Source organism: Pseudomonas sp. PS01298 (assembly GCF_029959745.1).
GTDB classification, from domain to species: Bacteria; Pseudomonadota; Gammaproteobacteria; order Pseudomonadales; family Pseudomonadaceae; genus Aquipseudomonas; species Aquipseudomonas aylmerensis.
Window position 1 is genome coordinate 1 of record NZ_JASCPP010000090.1, and the last position, 16634, is coordinate 16634.

The 16634-nt window shown below is 61.7% G+C and carries 13 protein-coding genes; 7 read left to right on the plus strand and 6 right to left on the minus strand.

The window, feature by feature from the left end:
• Positions 1-570: 570 nt before the first annotated feature.
• Genes QMX97_RS24355 through QMX97_RS24370 form a run of 4 tightly spaced genes read right to left on the minus strand, consistent with a single transcriptional unit; the run spans position 571 to position 5194 of the window.
• Complete coding sequence (locus QMX97_RS24355) at positions 571-1812, minus strand: HlyD family efflux transporter periplasmic adaptor subunit (RefSeq protein ID WP_282397754.1); 1242 nt, start codon at positions 1810-1812, stop codon at positions 571-573.
• The gene (locus QMX97_RS24360) at positions 1802-3280 is read right to left on the minus strand and encodes a TolC family protein (protein WP_213554284.1); all 1479 of its coding nucleotides are present in this window, start codon (positions 3278-3280) and stop codon (positions 1802-1804) included. Before QMX97_RS24360 ends, QMX97_RS24355 begins: the two co-directional genes overlap by 11 nt.
• Entirely contained in the window at positions 3273-4490 is a 1218-nt protein-coding gene (locus tag QMX97_RS24365; RefSeq protein WP_065900962.1) for an ABC transporter permease, read from the minus strand. The genes QMX97_RS24360 and QMX97_RS24365 overlap by 8 nt, the downstream gene beginning before the upstream one ends.
• Positions 4487-5194 carry an ABC transporter ATP-binding protein gene (locus tag QMX97_RS24370; RefSeq protein WP_065900960.1) on the minus strand — a complete coding sequence of 236 codons (708 nt, stop codon included), beginning with the start codon at positions 5192-5194 and terminating at the stop codon, positions 4487-4489. The genes QMX97_RS24365 and QMX97_RS24370 overlap by 4 nt, the downstream gene beginning before the upstream one ends.
• Before the next feature lie 357 nt (positions 5195-5551).
• Between QMX97_RS24370 and QMX97_RS24375 the strand changes: the two genes are divergently transcribed.
• Together QMX97_RS24375 and QMX97_RS24380 are read left to right on the plus strand one after the other, a co-directional pair.
• Entirely contained in the window at positions 5552-6310 is a 759-nt protein-coding gene (locus tag QMX97_RS24375) for a TetR/AcrR family transcriptional regulator (protein WP_065900958.1), read from the plus strand.
• Between the two features lie 402 nt (positions 6311-6712).
• Positions 6713-10426, plus strand: coding sequence for a YncE family protein (locus tag QMX97_RS24380; protein ID WP_282397755.1), 3714 nt, complete (start codon positions 6713-6715; stop codon positions 10424-10426).
• A 115-nt stretch (positions 10427-10541) separates the two neighbouring features.
• Here the strand turns inward: QMX97_RS24380 and QMX97_RS24385 are convergent, their stop codons facing one another.
• Both QMX97_RS24385 and QMX97_RS24390 read right to left on the minus strand, forming a co-directional pair.
• Positions 10542-11603 carry an FUSC family protein gene (locus QMX97_RS24385; RefSeq protein ID WP_120448986.1) on the minus strand — a complete coding sequence of 354 codons (1062 nt, stop codon included), beginning with the start codon at positions 11601-11603 and terminating at the stop codon, positions 10542-10544.
• Positions 11604-11741: 138 nt separating this feature from the next.
• Positions 11742-13358, minus strand: coding sequence for an NADP-dependent glyceraldehyde-3-phosphate dehydrogenase (locus QMX97_RS24390; RefSeq protein ID WP_282397756.1), 1617 nt, complete (start codon positions 13356-13358; stop codon positions 11742-11744).
• 266 nt (positions 13359-13624) lie between these two features.
• Between QMX97_RS24390 and QMX97_RS24395 the strand changes: the two genes are divergently transcribed.
• The 5 genes from QMX97_RS24395 (at position 13625) to QMX97_RS24415 (ending at position 16583) form a co-directional block, all read left to right on the plus strand.
• On the plus strand, positions 13625-14500 hold the full coding sequence (locus QMX97_RS24395) for a Dyp-type peroxidase (RefSeq protein ID WP_065900950.1): 876 nt from the start codon (positions 13625-13627) through the stop codon (positions 14498-14500).
• A gap of 327 nt (positions 14501-14827) precedes the next feature.
• Positions 14828-15100, plus strand: a complete 273-nt coding sequence (locus tag QMX97_RS24400) for a DUF2282 domain-containing protein (RefSeq protein ID WP_106803409.1) — start codon at positions 14828-14830, stop codon at positions 15098-15100.
• Positions 15097-15510 carry a DoxX family protein gene (locus QMX97_RS24405; protein ID WP_065900948.1) on the plus strand — a complete coding sequence of 138 codons (414 nt, stop codon included), beginning with the start codon at positions 15097-15099 and terminating at the stop codon, positions 15508-15510. Before QMX97_RS24400 ends, QMX97_RS24405 begins: the two co-directional genes overlap by 4 nt.
• Positions 15511-15523: 13 nt before the next feature.
• The gene (locus QMX97_RS24410) at positions 15524-16285 is read left to right on the plus strand and encodes an alpha/beta hydrolase (protein ID WP_282397757.1); all 762 of its coding nucleotides are present in this window, start codon (positions 15524-15526) and stop codon (positions 16283-16285) included.
• 25 nt (positions 16286-16310) lie between these two features.
• Positions 16311-16583, plus strand: a complete 273-nt coding sequence (locus tag QMX97_RS24415; RefSeq protein WP_093123885.1) for a hypothetical protein — start codon at positions 16311-16313, stop codon at positions 16581-16583.
• Positions 16584-16634 lie beyond the last annotated feature (51 nt).

Below are 16634 nucleotides of genomic sequence, written 5' to 3' on the forward strand. Positions count from 1 at the left end.
TTCCTGTACCTGGCACAGTTCCACTGTGGGAGCTGGCTTGCCTGCGATAGCGGTGGGTCAGTCAACCATGATGCAGCTGACCCACCGCCTTCGCAGGCAAGCCAGCTCCCACACTGGTTGGTGGCGGGACTGAATCCTGTGCCTGGTTCAGCTCCCACAGTTTTTGGCGGGGCTGGACTGAATTCTATGCCTGGCTCAGTTCCCACAGGTTTTGGAGGGGCTAGCCTGATTCCTGTGTCTGGCACAGTTCCACTGTGGGAGCGGGCTTGCTCGCGAAGGCGCAGTGTCAGCCAACCATGATGCAGCTGATCCACCGCCTTCGCAGGCAAGCCAGCTCCCACACTGGTTGGTGGCGGGACTGAATCCTGTGCCTGGTTCAGCTCCCACACTGATTTGTGGCGGGACTGAATTCTGTGCCTGGCTCAGTTCCCACACTGGTTTATGTCAGGCCTGATTCCTGTGCCTGGCGCAGTTCCACTGTGGGAGCTGGCTTGCCTGCGATAGCGGCGGCTCAGCCACCCCTGTATCAGCAGATAACCGCAAGCCAGCCCCCCACATTTGAATGTTCATTTATCCCGGGATCTTCACATACCCAGGTTTCAGGCCAAACACCTCAACCCCCTGCGGGGTCGATTGCCCGGTGGTGACCTTGACGCGCTCCACCGGTTTATCCATTGCCGCTCGATACTCCACGGTCATGTCTGCCTGGAGCGCCTGGCTTGGAATCACCATCGCCTGTTCATTGTTGTACGTGACGATGGTCAAGCGCGCACTCATCCCCAGCCGCACTCGCTGCAACTGCTGCGGGGTCAGCTTGGGGATCGACAGGGTCACCGGAAACTGCGCGCTGCCCTGGCCGTCGCTGGAAATCGCCAGGCCGCTGACCACGCTCACCGAGCCGCTCAGCCGCTCCCCATCAAAGCCGTCGCCCATCACTTCCACTGCCTGGCCCTGATGGAGTTGGTTGATGTCCAGCTCCGAGACTTTGGCGACGATTTTCAGCCGTTCGATATTGGCCAGGCCAAACAGCACCTGCCCCTGGTTGACCCTGCTGCCGGCCTGCACCGGTGCGTTGTTGCCGCCGCCGCCCTGAGTGGCGTTGTTGCCGGGCGGCGGCACTACGATCCCGGAAAACGGTGCCTTGAGCTCCTTGCCTTCGAGCAGTGTGTGCAGGGCATCGTATTTCACCGTCGCGTTGGTCAGCTCCATATCCGCGATCTGCCGGTATTCGCCTTTGCCCTGGTCCAGTGCCTGTTGCAGCTCACTGCGCGCTGAAGCGAGGTCAAGCTGTTGCTGCTGGGTCTGCTGCCTGAGGTCGTCCAGTTCGTTGCGCGGAATGATGCCGCGCTGGAACAGGTTTTCGCTTTCGGTCAGCTTGCGCTGGGTGTTGCCGGCGCTCATTTCGGCCGTGCGCAGGCTGCGCCGGGCCCGGCTGACGGTGGGGCCGCTGTCCCAGTCCTGCATCTCTTGCACGGTGCGCCGTGCCTTGAGCTGCGCGGAGAGGGCTTCGCGCAATTGCACTTCGAGGATGGCCGGGTCCATGCGCAGCAGCACCTGCCCGGCTTCGACCTGCTGGCCTTGCTCCACCAGGTTGGCCTGCACAGTGCCATCGAAGGGCGCGGTAAGGGTCAGGGTGGTGTCGGGTTCGATCTTGCCCACCAGGCCGATCTGGTGCACCAGCGGGTCGGGCTTCACCGCCAACCATTGCTCGCCGGTGGTGGCGGGGCCTTCAGTCGGGTTGCGCAGGGCCAGCCCCGCGCCGGCCAGCAGCACGATCAATACAACCAACAGGCCTTTGTGTTTAGTAGTCATTGAGGGCGATTTCCCAACTTTCCAGCGTCATGCCCAGGGTCAAGTCAAGCTGGGTCTGGGCGTTCAAATAAGCGATCAGCGCATTGAGTTGCGCGTTCTCGGCGTTGCGCAGGTCAGTCTCGAAGCTCAGCACCTGGAAGTTGGTGGAGCGTCCGGCGCTGAGTTTTTCGCGCTCGATCTCGATCTTGCGCCGCGACAATTCCACCGCGCGCTGGGATATCTGGTATTGCCGCCAGCGGGTGCCGAGGTCACGCACCACGTCGTTGACGCTGCGTTCCAGTTCCTGGCGCGCATCGGTGATGCGGATCTCCTGATCCTCCACATTCACCCGCGCACGCACTTCGGCCTGGCGCGTGCTGATATCGCCGATGGGGATCTGCACCTGCACTCCAGCGTAGCTGTCCCAAGTGCGGTTGTTGGAGCGGCCGGCATCGTTGTCGTAGGCGTCGCGGACCTGATTGGCGCCGGCCACCAAGTCCACCTGCCAGCGCCCGGAGTCCTTGGCGATCACCAGGTTGAGGTCGGCCTGCTGGCTGCCGAGCAGGGCGGCGAGGTATTCCGGTTGCTGGTTCTGCGCGAGGTTGAAGGCCTGGCGCTTGTCGATCTGCAGGGGGCTGGCCTCCAGGGCTTCGGTGGCGCGAATCGGCGTGGACAGGTCCAGCGCCAGCAAGCGCAGCAGGGCCAGGCGGCTGGTGTCGAGCTGGTTCTGGGCTTCCTCGACACCGAGTTGCTGAGTGGCGATATCGGCTTCGGTCTGCACGATTTCGAACTCGGCCATGCGTCCGGCGCTGATCAACGCCTTGTTCACCTCCAGCAACGTGCCGGAGCGCTTGAGGGCGTCCTGCACGATGCTCAGTTGCTCCTGGGCACGCAGCAATTCGCGGTAGGTGGCGATGATCTGGCTGATGGTCTGGGCCACGGTGGCCTTGAGGTTCAGGCGGTTGGCCTGCTCCGACAGGCGAGACAGGCGCAGCGGCGCGGTGGTGGCGTCCCAGCCGGCGCCGCGCATCAATGGCTGGATGATCGCCAGGTCGAGGCCGTCGCTGCGGTAGCGGCCGGCGCGGTCGGCGTTGTTCAGTTGCTGGGTCCAGGCCATGCTCAGGCGGGTGCCGTACTCGCCGAGCAGGCTGGTGGCCGGGGCGACGTTGGCATTGCGCGCGTTGTCGGCCGAGCCACGGTTGCTGCGGTAATAACTGTTGAGGGTGAGCTTGGGGTTGAACACATCCTCGGCCACGCGCAGATCGAACTTCTGCGCCACCCGTTGCAGATACGCACTGCGGATCGCGGGGTTGTTGCGCAGGCCCAGGTACACGGCATCACCGAGGGTCATGTCGGTGGCCTGGGCCTTCAACGACACGCCCCGGTCGTAGCCGCTGCGGGTGGTGCTGGGGGCGGACGGCTTGATGACAATGTCGGCGGCCATGCCGTGCAGGCTGATCAAGGCGAGCAACCACAGCCATTTACTCATCGCGCAAGGCCTCCACCGGCTGCAGCCGCGAGGCCGAGACCGCCGGATAGATACCGAAGAACAAGCCCACCAGCAACGTGCTGCCCACGCCCAAGGGCAGCGCGGCGGTGGCCAGCGCAAATGTCCAGCCCGACATCCATGCGTACAGCCAGGCGCAGGTCATACCCAACACCGCGCCGCACAAGGCCCCCACTGCCGTGAGTGTCACGGCCTCGAGCAGGAACAGGTTGCGGATATCGCGCTGGCGCGCACCCAGGGCCATGCGAATGCCGATCTCGCGGCGGCGTTCCGAGACGTTCATCAGCATCACGTTCATCACCCCCACGCCGCCGCCCACCAGGGAGATCGCCCCCAGTGCCAGCAGCAGGTAGGCGAACGTACGGCTTTGGCGGGTCATGCCATCGATCATTTGCTGGGGCACCGTGATTGCGACTTCATGATTGGGCGTTTGCGTTTGCAAGGCTGCTGCCGCCTGCTTAGCAATAAGGTCCATGTTCTGTTCGGGGGCGGCGCGGATGATCACATTGCCAATTTGCGGGGTGGCGTAGATGCGGCGCATGCCCTCGGCGGGGAGAAACAGTGATTCGTTGGCCTGTACCGGCATCAGCATTGCGCGGGGCTGGGATTGCAGGATGCCGACCAGCAGAAACAAGTAGTCGTTGATGCGCACGCGATCACCCAATTTCAGCGGATCGCCCGGAGTACTCAACGCCTGGAACAACTGATCACCGATCACGGCGTAGGTCTCATTGGCGTCGAAGCTCGTCAGGAACCGTCCCTCGCGCACCACCAGTCGCATCGCGTCCTTGATATCGTCGGTGCTACCGACGAAGTTGGCGTTGACGGTACGGCCATGGAACAGCAGGGGGCCGCTGAACAGCGTCAATGCGCCGATATGTTCGATCCCTGGTGCCGCCTGGCGCACTGCCTCCAGATCCAGGCGGGCGCGCATCGGCGCAGTATTGCTGCCCTTGGTGGCAAACTGGGCGACCAGCGTGTCGGTGCCCATGTCCTTGAAAATCATCGCGGCATCCACCGCCGCGTTGTGGCCGATATTGATCAACGCGACCACCGAGGAGCTGCCGATCACGATGCCGAGCAGGGCCAGGATCGAGCGTTTACCCAGGGTGCGCAGGCTCACCAAGGCTTCATGCAGCAGTTGGCCGAGACTCTGTTCGACCCGCAGGCTGCTCTGTGCCTGCCCCCTCATAGGCGACCGGCCTCTTGCACCACGCCATTGCGTACCAGGATCTTGCGTTCCAGGCGCTCGGCGATGTGAGGGTCGTGGGTGACGATGATCAGCGTCACCTGCTGCTCGCGGTTCAACTCCAGGAGCAGGTCCATGATGTCCTGGGCGGTGGTGCTGTCGAGGTTGCCGGTGGGCTCGTCGGCGAGGATCACCGAAGGGTTGCCCACCAGGGCGCGGGCAATCGCCACGCGTTGGCGCTGGCCGCCGGAGAGGTCGGCAGGGCGGTGATGGGCGCGTTCAGCCAGGCCGACCTGTTCAAGCATGCGCAGGGCCTGCTCCACCGATTCGTGACGCGACACACCGCGGTAGCTCAGGGGCAGGGCGACATTGTCGAGGGCACTCAGGCGGGGCAGCAGGTTGAAGCTCTGGAACACAAAACCGATCTGCTGGTTGCGGATCGCCGCCAACTGATCGGGGCTGGCGCTGAAAATATCGTGGCCGGCAAAGTGGTATTTGCCGCAATTGGGCAGGTCGAGCAGGCCAAGGATGTTCAGCAGGGTACTTTTGCCGGACCCGGAAGCGCCGAGAATGCCGCAACTGTCGCCGCTGGCGATCGTCAGGCACACATCATTGAGAATGGACAGGTGTTGACCGGCCAGCTGATAGCTTTTGCCGATGCCTTGCAGGGAAATCAAGCCTGGGTGCGCGGGGGTATCTGTCATCATGACTACGCCTTCAGTCTCGACGCGGCCGCACTGCCCCCGGTAAATCCTTGTAACAAGTTCGGGAGCTGCCTGGAACGCGTCACGGACTGGTTTTATTTCTTGTTTTTAAAATATTGTTTGAATACTAACCGTGTTCTACGCGCTTCGCCAGCCATGGATATAGAGCGGTTTTACCCTTTGAAATGATTTCCCCGACAGGCCAGCAGGCTCGGCAAAAACCCTTCAACTACCCTCAACGAGCCCGCCGGCAAAGGCTTTCAATCATATGGCGCAGTGTCACTACTTGCTTTCGATCAGCGGCCCCGGTATAAAAAATCAAATTATTTTTTAAAACAATATTTCCCACGTGGAACTTGTATGGTCGCGAAGAAACTCAGCGCTCCAAATGTAACCAAGACTCGACTGCTGGATGCGACAGAGGCTCTCTTCATCAAATACGGCTACGACGCCGTGCTGCTGCGGCAGATCACCGAGCGTGCCCAGGTCAACCTGGCCGCGGTGAATTATCACTTCGGGGACAAGGATTCCCTGATGAAAACCCTGCTGATGCAGCGCCTCGAGCCGCTCAACGAGCAGCGCCTGGAACTGCTGGCGCGCTGCGAAGCCGAATCCGACGGGCCGCTGGACTGCGACACGTTGCTCGGGGTGCTGTTTGCGCCGGCCATGGGCCTGGAGCGCAGTGACCCGGCGAGTGCCAGCGGGGAAGGGCGCTCGTTCATCCGGTTCCTGGGGCGGGTCTACAGCGACACGTCGCCGTTTATCCAGGAATACCTCAAGGTCCATTACCAGCCGGTATTCCAGCGCTTTTTCGAAGCCTTTGCCCTGGCGCTGCCGGACCTGCCGCGCAATGAGCTGGGCGTGCGCCTGCAATTTGCCCTCAAGGCCATTTCCGGGGTCATGGCCGGCACCGAATTGCGCCTGCTGATGAACTCCATGAGCCTGGGACGCCCAGCCACTGACGCCGAAGTCATGGCCAAGCTGATCACCCTGGTGTCCGCGGCCATTCGGGTGCCCCAGCAAAGCCCGGAAGCCGAAAACGCCTTGGCCAAGGTGCTGGATACCCAGCGTGCCATTCGCGAGCAAGCGGCAGCCCCGGCCGCCAAGGCTACGCGCTGATAGTCCTGTAGATGCCGGTTTGCCGGCGAAAAACTCAAAGCGATAACGTTCAATTTCAAACTGAACGCGGCGCCTGGGTTTTTCGCCGGGGAGTCGATCCTGGCAAAAAACGCGCAAAAAAAAGCCCGCTGGGGCGGCGGGCTTGATGTGCAACGTTTGTAACGGATGAGGCTTTACCCTACGTCTTGGGATGTGAATAAAACGTGAAAAATATGTAAGAAAAAGTGTGAAGGTTTGAAGTTTTGTCCAGTGAGGGTTTTCTGATTTTTCCATGAGCGATTTGCCGTCCGTCGCTACTGTCAATTCTGACAGGTAGACGCTCACTCCCTGCGGGTGTCTGATTTTCCTTGCCTCATGCGCGCCCGTTTCCGCGTGCATCCCCTCCAGCAAGGAGTCTGTTCCATGTCCAATCTACCCGTTGATCCCGCCGCCGATTCCCGCGGTGATGAAGCCCCACCGCTGCTGCTGTCACAGGACATGGTGGTCTACAACACCCCCAACCCAACGGCCAACAGCCCCCGGCGGGTCGAAGACCTCGACCCGCCTTTTTCCGCCTACCCCCATATCCCACTGCACGCCACCCTTTACCCGGAAAACGGCTTGTACGGCCTGGCCATCCGCCATGTCACCCCGTATGCCTACTTCGTGTTTGAAAAGTGGACCGGGTGGAGCCTTTCCGACTTTTACGGCCTTTACCTGGATGATCTGCTTAACGCAGTAGCGGCCGATATTGCCCTTGAGGACGAGCCGAGATACGGCCTGTTCGTGCCCAGAGAGCATGTTCCTGAAGGCGAGATACCAATGTATGGCCGGGTATTGCGCGCCGGCACCTTTCAGGAGAGCACCTCGCCGTTGCAGACCATCCTGATCAAGACCACTCGCCCCGGCGGCACTGATACTGACCCGGGCAGTGAGTGGCATACCGGCCTGGTGATGACCGTCGAGGGCTTGCCGGAAGGGTCGACGATTGACCGGTTGATTGCCGAGGGCGGCGTCTGGTGCCTGATCGAACCGTATGAACATATCCGCCAGAACGACCGTATCGAACTGTCCTGGGACGGCATCTTCGTCATACACATCGTCAGCCCCGCAGAGGCGGCTGGCAGCGGACCGATCCGGATTTTCGTCAGCAAAGACATCATCCTCCAGGGCGGCCAACTGGGGCCCCTGACCTTGCGCTTTCGGGTGCAGGACGTGGTGGAGAACATGTCCGGGGAAAAATACGCGTATTCCAAGCGTTACATCCTGATGAGCGAACTGGACCCCAGCCTGCTGGAAGCGCCGATCTTTATGATCGATAGTGTTGAATCAACCCAGGTTGATGTCGATACCCAGAGCGACGCGGTCTTTACCCTCTCGTGCTTCACTGGCCGCCAGATTCCCGCACCCAATCCGCCACACAAGGTCATCGCCACCCTGTATGCCACGTTGGCGGATGGTTCGACCCCGCCATTTACCCTGCCTGCGGTGAACGCGACCAATACATACCTGACCACTGTCCCGGTCAGTAACGATGTCATCAAGCAGATCGTCGGCGGCTCCTTCCGGGTTTCATTCGTGATAGAAGATGCCCACGGCGTCTTCATCGGGAAATCCGGCAGCATCACCGTCACCGTGATCGGCACACCAGTGTCAATGCCGGGAGTGACGATCAACCCAATCGAACTGGGCTTGATTGACCCTGAGGATGACATCACCGTCACCATACCTTTCTACGAACCGCACAACCCCGACTGGCTGGAAACCCTGTACATCGAGCACCGCATACCCGGCGGCGGTGGTACACCCTATATCGACTCCCAACTGGCGGGCACCCAGGGTGGCAGCCGTTATGTCAGCAAGGAGGACCTGCAACAGTTCAACGGCCAGGGCCTGATTTATTTCTACTACGTGGTGACCGACGGTGTCACCACGCGCAAATCGACAGAAGTGGGTGCCCAAGTGGGCGAACGTGTTGTCGACATGCCGCAGCCGCAGCTTCAGGGCACCGAAGGCAACAATATCAACCCCGACCGCATTCCCGGCCCGACCGTGCTGCTGACCTTGCCCTACCTCGATGCCCGAGACGGCGACGTGTACCACTGGATTTGCGTCGGTTCAGCCCTGGGCGGCTCGGCCAATGGCACCATTCATGTCAATGCGGCGACCCAGGGCCGGCCACTGACATTCCCGGTCAGCCGCACCATCCTCGACTTCAACCTCAACGGCAGCCTGCGCATCAGCTACAGCCTGGAACGCGTCGGACCACCCCGGCAGGTATTGCGCTCGGAAGTGCTGAACCTCACCGTTGGCGTGGGTGTGGAGTTGGACCGCCCGGAAGTCGCCGAAGCCCAGCGCTTCCCGGATCGTCTCGACCCGTTGGCAGCTTTGTCGGGCGCCCACGTAATCGTGAAATTCCGGCCGATGCATGCGACCGATCGGATTTTTATCGACTGGCTCAGCCCCGATGGCAACGGCAGCTACGCCACAGAAGTGCAGGGCAACCCCGCCACCAACGAGGTGAGCGTTCCGATTCCAAGCGAGTTTATCGCCAAAGGTATTCGCCAGAGCGGCAATCGCATCAGCGTGCAGTACCATTTTTTCCGCGGTGCCATTCCCTACGAGTCAGATGTATTGAACCTGGAACTGCTGCCACTGACCGGGCTGCCCACGCCGACCATTGACGGGGTGGGCGACAGCACGGTGTTGGCGCTGTCCCAACTCACTGATGAGGCGCGCACCCGCATTTCGGTGTGGAACTTCATCGCGGCCAACCAGCGTATGTGGATGACCTACGAGGGCACTTATGCTGATGACACGCCGTTTATCGAGAACACCTACACGGCCAATCTGGTCACCACCATTGGCGAGACGAATGGTATTTCCCCGCCTGCGCCGGTAGACAAACTGCGCCGGCTCAAGGATGGCTCGCGACTGACCGTCCGCTTCTGGGTGACCTTGTCCGAAAGTTTGAGCAAGGACCAGGCCGTGTTGTTTGGAGTACGCGAGCATATTGTGCAGGCGATTCCTTCGACATTGCCGGCGCCGGCCTTCGCCAACCGTATCGGCGCTAACCTGAGCATTTACCCGCTGGACTACGAAAATACCGCCTCGGTGACGGTCGCCTATGGGGGGATGAATGGCTCGCACCGAATTCAACCCCACTGGATCTACCCTGACGGCACCATGGCCAGCATCGCCGCGAAGGACGGCCTGGATGGCGGTCGTGTTGACTTTGCCATCAGCCAGAAGATCCTCGCCGACAGCGTGGGCAAGACCATCCAGTTGCGTTATATCGCTACCATCAATGGCGAAACGGTGGACTCCTTTATTCAGACGTTAACCGTGCAGCGAATCAACGCATCAGACCTTCCACCAGTGTTGATCAACAATATTGCCAGTGGCGGCATACTTGATCTCAGCACCATTACCGGCAACCCAACGGCTGCTGTCGCCAAGTGGCGCTTGAGTGCCAACGGGCAACGGGTGTGGTTGATTTGCAGCAGTGCCGGGGTTGCTGATTTGCCCGTGCTTGACGGAGTGGCGATCAACTCTGCGGAAGCGGCGAATGGATTGGTGAACAAGGTGGTGTTACGCAGTTGGCTTGCCGCTTTGTCGAATAACAGTCAGGTCACTGTCAAGTGCGAGGTGGCGTTTGATGGAAGTACTGATAGAGCGACGGCAGTGTCCTTCCCGTTAACTCACTATACGATGAGTATACAATTCCTGCGGGACTACACAGACTTTGAAAACGGAATGAATGATTGGATCAGAGGCGCCGCTTGTCTTTCCGCAGTCATCGCGGGTGCAGTTTCGAAGAAAGAGCTGACTGTCTCCGCCCGCAGAGGCCATGACGCCGAAGTCCTTTATAAGGATATTCCTACCCTCGTAGGCAAGCGCTATAGAGTCACTGTTAATATTTACAAGGGAGGACACGTCAGAACCAGATTTAGATTAGCAGTCGGATCATCCAAGTCTGCGAGTATGCATGCTTCAACTTCAATAATAGTGCCTTCGGATTACCTATATATTGCCAATGCGACATCTTCAAATACAAGATTCTCGATCTATAACGATGCTGCTGCCAGTGGTGATCAACATTACACCGTTACAGACATATTAATAGAGGAGGCGTAAAACAAGAAAAAGGGACAGCCCTCTTATAAGCTGTCCCTTTTTATACCTGCTTTTTATATGACTTGTGGGTGTTCTCCAGCAACCCCAAAAACGGAGTCGGCCTTTTTTAATCGCCTCAAATCCCCCACCGCTTCGCGCTTTTGGCCAGCCGCCCCCGCATCGCATCCACGTTCGCCGCCAACTGCACCGTCAACAACCGATACCCATCCAGCGCACTGTACACCGGCGCATCCAGCGCAGGTTCGTTGCCGGTGATGTGGCTCGGCCGTTCCAGCCGTTCCGTCACCCCCGACTTCAACGCCCGCGCCATTCCCACCAGTTGCACCCGGATCTGCCGGTGCTCGGCTTTCAACATCACCTGCATGCGCGCCATCGCCTGTTCATCGCGTGGGTCGGGCCGGGTGTTGCCGAGGATCTCCAGGGTGCTGATGCACATGCGCAGGTGGCGCTGGATCGCGTCCAGCTCGGTCATGGAGATGCGCACTTCCTTGGACACCGACGGCATCAGCGAGCGCAGTTGCAGCATCGCCGCGTTGAGGCGGTTGAGCAGTTTCAGGTGTTCATCGTCAGTCACCGACTGGCCATTGATGATGCGGCTATAGATCGCGGCGCAGTCGCGCAGGGCGCTGGCCAGGTTGTAGCGCCATGAGTACACGGCATACAGCGGCAGGGCGAACGAGAAGGCCAGGGCCAGCACGATACCGATCAGGATATCGACCGTGCGCCACAAACCGTCCGAGATCGGGTTGTCGCCATGCCCCGCGACGATAAACACAGTGATCGCCGACAGCAGCGCGATGTACCCGCCCTTGCCGATGGCGTGGTAGGAAAAGAACCCGCACACCACTGACATCAACAGGTAGGTGAGCAACGGCAGGCCGAAGTAGGCCTGTTGCACCACCAGCAGCAAGCCGACACTGGCGCCGATCAGGGTGCCGTAGGCGCGCTCCACGGCTTTCTTGCCGATATTGCCGTGGTGCTGCAGGCCGCCGATCACGATCAACATGGTCACCGAGGCCCACTCACCGTGGGGCAGGTTGATGCCGGTGGTGAGCAGGATCGTTGCCAGCAGGCCGATGGACACGCGCACGGCGTGGATCAGCTTGGCATGCCGATAGCGGCGGTAGGGGTCGAGCAGGGGGCGCAGCAGGCGCCGGGCAAACAGGGGCAGGTTCATCGGTATTGAAGGGGCCTCAAAAAGTCAGGGTTAACTCGAGCCAATGTGGGCGTTGGCTTGCCTGCGTAGCATCCACCCGGTGTGTCTGCAGCACCGAGGTGTTTGCATCGCAGGCCAAGCGCCTACAGAAGCCTGCTGTCAGAAAATGTAGTCGGTGGTCAGGAAGCTTGAGTCACGGTTGCGCAGGATATCGCTGACCAGCGCCTTGTTGCTTTCCTGGAATTTGGTGGCCACCAGGGTGCGGATCGAGAACACGCGCAGCGCGTCATGTACCGACAGCGTGCCCTCGGCCGAGTTCTTGCGCCCGTTGAACGGGAAGGTGTCCGGCCCGCGCTGGCATTGGGCGTTGATATTGATACGGCCGACCTGGTTGGCGAACGCGTCGACCAGGCGCCCGACTTCCACGGCATTGGTGCCGAAGAGGCTCAGTTGCTGGCCGAAGTCCGAGTCGAGGACGTACTCGATCACGCTGTCCAGGTCGCGGTAAGGCACGATCGGCACTACCGGGCCGAACTGTTCCTCGTGGTACACGCGCATTTGCGGGTTCACCGGGTACAGCACGGCCGGGTAGAAGAATGTGTCGCGCGAGGTGCCGCCATTGGCATTCACCACCTGGGCCCCGTGCTGGGTCGCATCCGCCACCAGCGCGTTGAGGTAGTCGACCTTGCCGGCTTCCGGCAACGGGGTCAGGGCGACGCCGTCTTCCCACGGCATGCCCGGTTTCAGGGTGGCCAGCTTGGCGTTGAATTTCTCGATAAAACGCTCGACCACGTCCTCGTGCACAAACAGGATCTTCAGCGCGGTGCAGCGTTGGCCGTTGAACGACAGCGAGCCAGTGACCGCTTCGCTGACCGCATTGTCGAGGTCCACTTCGGGCAGCACGATGCCGGGGTTTTTCGCATCCAGGCCCAGTGCGGCACGCAAGCGGTGCGGCTTGGGGTGCAGCTTCTTCAAGTCGCTGGCGGCCTTGTTGGTGCCGATGAACGCAAAGATATCGATCTTGCCGCTGGCCATCAGCGCACTCACGGTTTCACGGCCGCTGCCGTAGATCACGTTGATCACCCCGGCCGGGAAGCTGTCGCGGAACGCTTCCAGCAGTGGCCGGATCAGCAGCACGCCGAGCTTGGCCGGCTTAAACACCACGGTGTTGCCCATGATCAGCGCCGGGATCAGCGTGGTGAACGTCTCGTTCAACGGGTAGTTGTAAGGTCCCATGCACAGCGCCACGCCCAGCGGCACGCGGCGGATCTGCCCGAGCGTGTCCTGTTCCAGCTCGAAGCGGCTGCTGCGCCGGTCGAGTTCCTTGAGCGCATTGATGGTGTCGGTGATGTAGTCGCAGGTGCGGTCGAACTCTTTCTGCGAGTCCTTGAGGTTCTTGCCGATCTCCCACATCAGCAACTTGACCACCGCATCCCGCTGTTCGCGCATGCGCCGCAAAAACGCTTCGACGTGCTGGATACGGTCGGCCACGCGCATCGTCGGCCATTCACCCTGGCCCCGGTCGTAGGCGCGCACGGCGGCGTCGAGGGCGAGGAGGGCGGTGTCGGCGTCGAGCAGCGGCGTGCTGCCGATATGCACCCGCTCGTCCCCCAGTTGTACCGGGCTGAGCACTTGGGCCAATGGGCCGTTCCATACCTGCAATTGGCCATCTACCAGGTAATCACGCTGTTCAATGGGCGCCGCCAGGCGAAACTGTTCGGGAATGTCCGCGGCGGAGGCGGGAAACAGCTGGGCGAGCAGGTTGCTGGTGGTCATGTCACTACCCCTGGAATAGTTGCAAAACATGACTAGAGAGTCACCCATCCAAGGTCCGTATGGCAAGGGCCAGACGCGTTACAACAGCCCGCCGGCTGGCTGCGCCGGGCGAAAGCATCCCGTGCAGTGCAGGTCACGCCCAAGGGGTGGGCGCAGTTGAAGGCGCAGTTGGGTCTCGATCCGCCCCGCCTGGAAAACCTCGAGCACAAGCCCGCGCTGGCCCCGCGCGTTGGGGTAAACTGCGCGGCTTTTCAGAAGGAGTTCACATGAGTCAGTACCAGCCGGGCATTCTTGCCGCACCGGTGCCTTTGCAGGCGCGCCACCTGTTTTTTGCCGTGGATACCCTGGCAGCCGTGCCCGCTGCGCTTGACGCGCTGGTGCAACTGGCCGATTCGGCGGCAGTGGTCGGGTTGGGTGAACCGCTGGTAAACGCGCTGGGCGCGCGCATTGACGGCTTGCGTGCATTCCCGGCGGTCAGTGGTCCGGGGGCGCACAACCCGTCGACCCAGCAGGCATTGTGGGTGTGGTTGCACGGCGTGGATCGCGGTGAGTTGCTGTTGCGCAGCCGTGCGCTGGAGAAGGCCCTGGCGCCGGCGTTTCGCCTGGAGCAATCGACGGAGGGGTTCCGCTTCAAGACCGGTTTTGACCTCACCGACTACGAGGACGGTACCGAAAACCCACACGACGACGCCGCCGTTGATGCCGCCCTGACCGACAGCGGCGCCAGCTTTGCCGCGATCCAGCAATGGCAGCACGATCTTGACGGGTTTGCCGCATTGCCCGCCCAGGAGCGCGACCACATCATCGGCCGTCGCCATGGCGACAACGAAGAGTTGGAGGACGCCCCCGAATCCGCCCACACCAAGCGCACTGCCCAGGAGAGCTTCACCCCGGAAGCATTCGTGGTGCGCCGCTCGATGCCTTGGGCCGAGAACGGCCAGGCGGGATTGATGTTCCTCGCGTTCGGCCATTCCTTCGATGCGTTTGAAGCGCAACTGCGCCGCATGAGCGGGTTGGAGGATGGCATTGTCGACGGGTTGTACCGCATCAGCACGCCGTTGACCGGCGGCTATTACTGGTGCCCGCCGGTCAAGGACGGGCACCTGGACCTGAGTGCGATGGCGGTAACCGCGCCGCTCTGAAAAGGCGCTGCCGGCGGGTTTGACCCTGCGCACTCGCCAGGCCCGTTCACACCTTGAGTGTGCCGGGCCTTGCCTCTGCAGGCCGTCCGTCCCGCAAATTCCCCCTCTGCGCAAACGCCGGGCTCACCCCCGCACCACGGCAATGGCTGCTGCCGTGTATCCCACTGTATCCCCGCACCTTGCTGATACACCGGCATGACGTTCTGGCGTGTTCGCGACACAGAGCGGATACACGCCTGGCTTTAACTCTGTTCACCAGCCGGCGCCGGCGGTCACGTACCGCCACTCGCGCCCTGGTCACACTCAGTCAAGCCAGGAGATACACCGATGAAGCGTTCCTACGCAGCCCTCGCGGCCACCCTTGCGCTGTCCCTCAGCGCCTTTGCGGCGGTGGCCCACGCCGATGAACCCAAGCCCCAGGAAAAATGCTTCGGCGTGTCCCTGGCCGGGGCCAACGACTGCGCCGCCGGCAAAGGTACCTCGTGCGCCGGCACCGCCACCGCCGACTACCAGGGCAACGCCTGGGTACTGGTGGACAAAGGCACCTGCACCCAGATCAAGACGCCCAAAGGCTACGGCAGCCTGACGGAGCAGCCGTGATCCAGCGCCTGCTGCCACCGGCACTGCTGTTGCTGGTCGCGCGGCTGGGGATCGCGGCGGTGTTCTTCCTGTCGGGACGCACCAAGGTCACAGGCTTTCTTGAACTCAAGCCTTCGACCTACACGCTGTTTCGCTCGGAATACGCCTTGCCGTTGATCCCGCCGGAGTGGGCCGCCCACCTGGCGACCTACGCCGAGCACCTGTTCCCGCTGTTGCTGGTACTGGGCCTGCTGACCCGTCCGGCCGCCGCCGCGCTGCTGGGCATGACCCTGGTGATCGAGGTCTTCGTGTACCCCGACGCCTGGCCGGTGCACCTGACCTGGGCGGGCCTGTTGCTGCCGCTGCTGGCGTATGGCGGTGGGGCCTGGTCGTTGGACCGCGTGATCCGGGCTAAACGTTGCAACCCTTAATGGAGACATCCTGATGCGTATGCTTTCTTCCCTGGCCATTGCCATGGCCATGACTGTTCCGCTGTTGGCCCAGGCGGCCGACGCACCTCAACCCGGCACCGGCAAGAGCGTGGTGATCGTGCCCGGCTCGTTCGTCGACGGCTCTGGCTGGCGCGTGGTCCACGACATCCTGATTCACAAGGGCTACAAGGTCACCGTGGTGCACCAGGGCCACGAAAACCTCGCCGCCGATGTGGCCGAAGCCCGTGAAGTGCTGGAGCAGCAGGTCGGCCCGGTGGTGCTGGTGGGCCACAGTTCCGGTGGCGCGGTGATCTCGATTGCCGGCGACCGCGACAAGGTCAAGTCGCTGGTGTCCGTCGCGGCCCTGCAGCCGGAAGTCGGCGAAAACATGGCCCAGTTGATCGGCTCGATGCCGGCGCCGAGCGATGACATCAAGCCGAGCCGCGACGGTCACCTGTTCTTTGATCGCGCCCGGTTCAATGCCGACTTTGCCGCCGACCTGACCACCAACCGCACCGATTTCATGGCCGCCTCGCAGGTTCCGGCGACCACGGCGTTGTTCGGCGGCACCGTGTGGGCCGCGGCCTGGCACAAGAAGCCGAGCTACGCGGTGGTCTCCACCGAAGACCGCGCCCTGAGCCCGGACCTGCAGCGCTGGATGTACCAGCGTGCCGGCTCCAAGGTCACGGAAATCAAGGCCAGCCATTCGGTGTACATCTCCCAGCCCGAAGCCGTGGCGAAGGTCATCGAAGACGCGGCTGCGGTCATCAAATAACCCACACCCCCAAAAGGAAAACACCATGAACACTGCACTCAAATCCCGCTTGAGCCTTGCCGCTGCCGCCGCCCTGATCGCCATGGCTTCTGCTTCATTCGCCTCGGCCGCCAGCGCCGCCGACCAGCAGGAAAAACCCGGCCGCTGCTACGGCGTCAACACCTGCAAGGGCACCAGCCTCTGCGCCACCGCCAAGAACGACTGCAAGGGCCTCAACAGTTGCAAGGGCGAAGGCGTGATCGTCAAGACCCCTTCCGAATGCCTCAAGGCCGGCGGCACCCTGACTGAGCCGAAGTAACGCCCCTGGGTGGCGAGCCAGCTCCCTCGCCACCGTTTTTGATGGAGAAGC